The organism is Pseudarthrobacter sp. (assembly GCF_036675385.1).
Taxonomy (GTDB): Bacteria; Actinomycetota; Actinomycetes; order Actinomycetales; family Micrococcaceae; genus Arthrobacter.
Genome location: NZ_JAKFFD010000032.1, coordinates 1 through 5,251, shown reverse-complemented (window position 1 = coordinate 5,251; position 5,251 = coordinate 1). Strand labels below are relative to the sequence as shown.

Sequence of the window (5,251 nt, the reverse complement as noted above, 5' to 3'; positions counted from 1 at the left end):
GCGACCCGGCGGGACAGGGGGCTAGGATCAGTTCCATGAGCAGCTCCGCTTCGGAATCCCCCACGGAAGTCCTCGTCCCGGCTGACTGCTGGAAGTATCTGGAGTCCTCCTACATAGGCCGGCTGGCCGTGATCAACGGTTCAGTCCCCGAGATCTTTCCTGTGAACTTCATGGTTATCGGAGGAAAGGTGGTCTTTCGAACTGCCGCTGGCACGAAACTTCGTGCCCTCCTCAGTGGCACCGCCGTGGCCTTTGAAGCGGATGGGATGAACGCCTACGCCACCGAAGTCTGGAGCGTTGTGGTCAAGGGAACGCCAGGGCCGTTTGAGGGAGATCCAGCGACCCTTCAGGAAACCGGTCCGGACCGCGGGCCCTGGCAGCCCGGAACCAAAGACCACCTCGTCCAAATCGTCCCCTGGGAGGTCTCCGGGCGCAGGTTTGCGGTTTCACCGCGCACACGCTGGTGGCCCCCGCAGGACTTTGCAGCAGACTGGCTCTAAGGAGGCGTCATCTTCACAGGCGGATCAGCGGGGTACCGCCTTGCATGGGCCCGGCTCAGCGCCACGACCGCAACGATGGCGACGGCGGCAGCGGCGAGGGCGGCAGCCGTGAGTTCAGGAGGTGGCCATTCGAGCATAAAGAACTCCTGCAGGACGGGGACGGTCATCAGCAGCACCAGGCCCAGGAACATGGCTGCGATGATGGCCAGGCGCAGGGCGCTGACGGGGCGGCTGACGGCTGCCAGGACAGACAGGCCTACGAGGGACAACGTCAGCACGGAGGCGGTGCGGCTGGCTCCGACGCTGAAGCCCGCCGCACCAACGGAATACACCTGGACAGCCATGACCGCCGCGGTGACGACGATTCCAGCTGGAACTGCCATCGCCAGGGACCGTCGGAGAAAACCGGGCCGGTAGCGGCGGCTGTTACTCATCAGGGCCAGGAAGAACGCGGGAATGCCGATGGTCAGCCCATCGGTGGCGGACAGCTGCCGGGGCAGGAAGGGAAAGTTCCACATCAGTGCTCCGAAGAGCACGGACAAGGCAACAGCGTAGGTTGTTTTGCTCAGGAACAGCACCGAGACCCGCTCAATATTGGCGATAACCTGGCGGCCTTCGGCCAGGACCGCGGGTAGCCTGTCAAAGCGCCCGTCCAACAGGACCAGGCGGGCCACGGCCTTGGTAGCGGGTGCCGCCGTGTCCATGGCGATGCCGATGTCCGCCTCCTTTAACGCCAACGCGTCATTGACGCCATCGCCCGTCATGGCCACGGTGTGCCCCATCCGCCGCAGTGCCAGCACCATGTCTTTCTTCTGTTGGGGCGTCACGCGGCCGAACACAGAAAATCCTTCGAGCGTTTCCTCCAACTGTTTCGCGTCCTGGGGCAGGTGACGCGCGTCGTATCCTTCGCCGACGTCGAGCCCCACCTCACGTGCTACAGCCGAGACCGTTCGGTGGTCATCGCCGGAGAGGATCTTGACGACAACGCCTTGCCGGCGGAAGTAGGACAACGTCTGTGCGGCATCCGGGCGGACCTTTTCGCGGAAAGTGACCAGTGCGGCCGCTGCCAGGCCCCGGGGCAACCGGGCGTCGTCGGGATTCCCTTCGGGCGCGGTTTCCTGTGTGTGGGCCAGTACCAGCGTGCGGAGACCCGCTGACGCGAGGCGGCGGGCCTGTACCAGGACAACATCGGTGCTTCCGCTACTCACTGGCAACGCCATCTCAGGGGCACCCAGCACCCAGGTCCCCGCAGCGGTGTGGGGCGGAAGGAAACTGGCAGCACTCCACTTTCTGGCGGAGGAGAAAGGAACGACGGCGGTCGGGGCCCGGCTGCCATCGAAGCCGAAGGTGCCAGCCAGGCAGCGGGCCGTGGCGTTGGCGTGGGGGTCCGAGCCGAACCATCCCAGGGCCTCCTCCCAGCCCGGCGGAGGTGGCCCGCCTACGGCATACACGCCGTCGAAAACCACCTTGCCTTCAGTCAGCGTGCCAGTCTTGTCGATGCAAAGAACGTCCACACGGGCAAGGCCCTCCACAGCAGCCAGTTCCTGAACCAGCACGTTGTGGCGGGCAAGGCGGACGCCGCCGACGGCGAACGCAACGCTGGTCATCAGCACGAGTCCCAGGGGGATCATCGCGATGGCCCCGGCCACCGCTCCGACGAGCGCCTCCACCCACGCGCCGGTACGGAAAGCGGCGTCCCAGCCGCCTTTGGCCTGCATCTGGCCGTTGGTGATGACGACCACCACGGGGAACAGCGCCCAGCTGATCCACCCAAGGACGCGGTTGATCCCGTTGCGGATCTCTGAATTGACGAGGGAGAAACGTTTGGCTTCAGCAGTGAGCAGGCTAGCGTACGAGCTGGCCCCCACCGCGACCACCCTCGCCTTTCCCTGGCCGGCTGTGATCGTGGAGCCGGACAGCACCGTTGCGCCCGGGTCCTTGTTCACGGGCTCTGACTCACCCGTGAGGAGGGATTCGTCAACTTCCAGGCCATTGTCGTCGACGATGACGGCGTCGGCTACGACCTGGTCGCCGGCCTGGAGGACGGTTATATCGTCCAGGACCACATCCGCGACCGCGATCTCCTGCACCTGGCCGTCGCGGAGCACCCTGGCCTGCGGGGCATCCATGACTGCCAGCCGGTCAAGCAGCCGCTTGGCCCGGAACTCCTGGACCACGCCGATCACGGCGTTGCTGAGCGCCGCGAACCCAAAGAGCGCATCCTGCCACTGCCCGAGGACGAGCAACAGCAGGAAGCAACCACCAACAATGCCGTTAAAGAGAGTCAGCACATTGGCCCGGACAATCTGCCACAGGGTGCGGCTCGAGTTGTCGGGGACTCCGTTGGCCAGGCCGGCGAGCGTGCGCTCCTTCACCTCCCGCGTGGAGAGGCCGGATCCCGCGGGAGCGTCAGCCCCGGGCGGAAAAGAAGCCGCTGCCGTGCCCACCGGCCAGCCTCAAGGTGCAGGCGTGAGGGCCGCCCCGAGGGTCCTTCCCCATTCGCGCGCCCGGTCGAGTTCACCCGGCAAAAGCTTGTTGGTGTCATCAACGAGGAAACTTGCAGGCTCAGCGACGAGCTCAAGGCCGTGCTGCTTGAGTCGTTTCGCGATCCCCTTGGACGCCTGTCCCGTCAGCAGTTTGTTGCCCTCCAGCCGGGTATCGAAAGCGGCAGCTTTCCCGGTTGCCTTGTCCAGGGCATCAAACCATGCCCGCAAACCCTGTCCGCCGGCCGCCGCGTCCGGGACTAGTCCCTTCTCAGGGTGTTCGAGGGCGTCCTTGACCGCCAGTTCCCACATGGGCTTCCTGCTCATGCCATGGATATGGGTGGGCCCTCCGACTACCAGGAGATCGGTGGCCGTGGGATCGGTCCCGGCCGCCTCGTCGACGGACATCACCAAGGGTTCGGCCAGCCCTTGCAGTCCTTGTGCTATCGCGTCCGCGACGGCGTGCGTGTTGCCGTAGAGGGATTCGTAAACAATGGCTGCCTTCATGGCGTTGCCTTCCGATCGAGTGCCGACGCCAGGTTCCTGGCCCAGCCGGCTGCCTTTTCGAGTTCCCCGGCGCGCAGGGGCCCTTCGGTGCCCCGGACGTAGAACGGGGTGGGATTGGAAATGATGTGCGCGCCGCCATCGGTCAGCAGCTTGGTCATTTTCCGGGCGGCGTCGCCATGGATGAAGAAGCGGACGCGGGTGTCGAATGCTGCCGCCCTGATGCCCTTGAGCCTGCCGTTGCCCAATCGCGTCAAGAGTTCCGTAATTTTGGGCGTGGGCCGCCACCCGTTGATGGGGGAACCGACGATGAGGAAATCGCCAGCTGCCAGGGTTCCGGGGTTGAACTCCGAGACGGAGACCGCTGCCGCGCGGAGAGGTTTGAGGCCCTGGGAGATGGCCTCGGCAACCGCCTGGGTGTTCCCGTATGCGGAGTCGTAAACGACGTAGCCTTTCATGCCGCAATCACAACCTTAAGTGCGTTCGTCTCCGCGGCCCGGGCGAATGTGTCGTAGGCCTCCATGAACTGGTCAAAGCGGAAACGGTGCGTGGCGAACTTTTCCGCCGGCAGTTTGTTCTGGGCCACAAGCTTCAGCAGCATCGGGGTGGTGTTGGCGTTAACGAGGCCCATGCTGATGTTGATGTTCTGGATCCACAAGTTCTCCACATGGAGTTCCACGGACTTGCCATGCACGCCGACGTTGGCGACGTTCCCGCCGGGCCGGACCACCTCCGTGCACATGGTGAACGTTGCGGGAATACCCACGGCCTCGATCGCCACGTCCACGCCCTGGCCGTCTGTCAGGGCCATCACCTGCTCCTTCCAGTCGGCGTCGTCCGAGCGGACAACGTCAGTGGCGCCGAACTCCCGGGCCTTCGCAAGGCGGTTCGCGTCCAAGTCCACGGCGATAACGGTGGCCGCTCCGTAAAGCCCTGCGGTGGCGATTGCGGCCAGCCCGACCGGGCCTGCCCCAACCACCGCCACCGTATCGCCGGGTTTGACCCGGCCGTACTGGACGCCGATTTCGAAGCCCGTGGGGAGGATGTCCGACAGCATGACGGCCTGCTCGTCGCTGACGCCGTCGGGCAGCAGGTGCAGGGAGTTTTCGGCGTAGGGGACGCGCACGTACTCGGCTTGCGTGCCGTCGATCAGGTGTCCGAAGACCCAGCCGATGCCCGAAGCGCCCTCGTCACCCATGCAGTGCGAATAGAGGCCTACCTTGCAGTTGGCACAATGGCCACAGGATTTGATGCAGGAGATGATCACCCGGTCACCCGGTTTCAGGCTGGTCACTGACGCGCCAACCTCAGTGATGGTCCCCACCCCCTCGTGACCGAGGATCCGCCCCTCGGCCACGGCCGGCACATCGCCTTTGAGGATATGCAAATCCGTCCCGCAGATGGTGGTGGTGTCAACTTTGACGATGGCATCGGAGGGATTCCGGATCACCGGAACGGGCACTTCTGTCCAGGATTTTTTGCCTGGGCCCCCGTAAACCATTGCTTTCATGAGTGTTCCTGCCTGTTGTTGATCTTGGGCTCAAAGCGCACGGAATGCTGCTCCACGTCAACGATGCCGCCCGCTCGGCCCGGTGGTAAGGGACAAAGGTCCCGGACGTTCGACGGCGGCAGTTCAGGTCTTCACATTGCCCGCGGTCCTGCCGGGCTCCAGGGGCCGGGAGATTAATACAGGTCCCGTGGTGTGGTGAAGGACTGCATGGGCAGTTGACCCGATAGTTCCTCTCAGGAGTCCCCGGCCCTTGC

At 64.7% G+C, this 5,251-nt stretch carries 5 protein-coding genes; 1 reads left to right on the top strand and 4 read right to left on the bottom strand.

Annotation, left to right across the window (positions count from 1 at the left end; all coding sequences use genetic code 11):
- The first annotated feature begins 35 nt into the window (after positions 1–35).
- Positions 36–500 (top strand): pyridoxamine 5'-phosphate oxidase family protein, encoded by a 465-nt coding sequence (locus V6M49_RS02950; RefSeq protein ID WP_141140442.1) that lies wholly within the window; start codon positions 36–38, stop codon positions 498–500.
- On the opposite strand, the gene V6M49_RS02945 is transcribed toward V6M49_RS02950, so the two are convergent.
- The 4 genes from V6M49_RS02945 to V6M49_RS02930 are packed head-to-tail and all read right to left on the bottom strand — an operon-like array spanning position 497 to position 4,997.
- Complete coding sequence (locus V6M49_RS02945; protein ID WP_332759960.1) at positions 497–2,947, bottom strand: HAD-IC family P-type ATPase; 2,451 nt, start codon at positions 2,945–2,947, stop codon at positions 497–499. The genes V6M49_RS02950 and V6M49_RS02945 overlap by 4 nt on opposite strands.
- 9 nt (positions 2,948–2,956) lie before the next feature.
- On the bottom strand, positions 2,957–3,490 hold the full coding sequence (locus V6M49_RS02940) for a flavodoxin family protein (protein WP_141140444.1): 534 nt from the start codon (positions 3,488–3,490) through the stop codon (positions 2,957–2,959).
- Positions 3,487–3,945: a flavodoxin family protein gene (locus V6M49_RS02935; RefSeq protein WP_332759958.1), complete on the bottom strand. Its 459-nt coding sequence runs from the start codon at positions 3,943–3,945 to the stop codon at positions 3,487–3,489. Before V6M49_RS02935 ends, V6M49_RS02940 begins: the two co-directional genes overlap by 4 nt.
- Positions 3,942–4,997 carry a zinc-dependent alcohol dehydrogenase family protein gene (locus tag V6M49_RS02930; protein WP_332759956.1) on the bottom strand — a complete coding sequence of 352 codons (1,056 nt, stop codon included), beginning with the start codon at positions 4,995–4,997 and terminating at the stop codon, positions 3,942–3,944. The genes V6M49_RS02935 and V6M49_RS02930 overlap by 4 nt, the downstream gene beginning before the upstream one ends.
- Positions 4,998–5,251 lie beyond the last annotated feature (254 nt).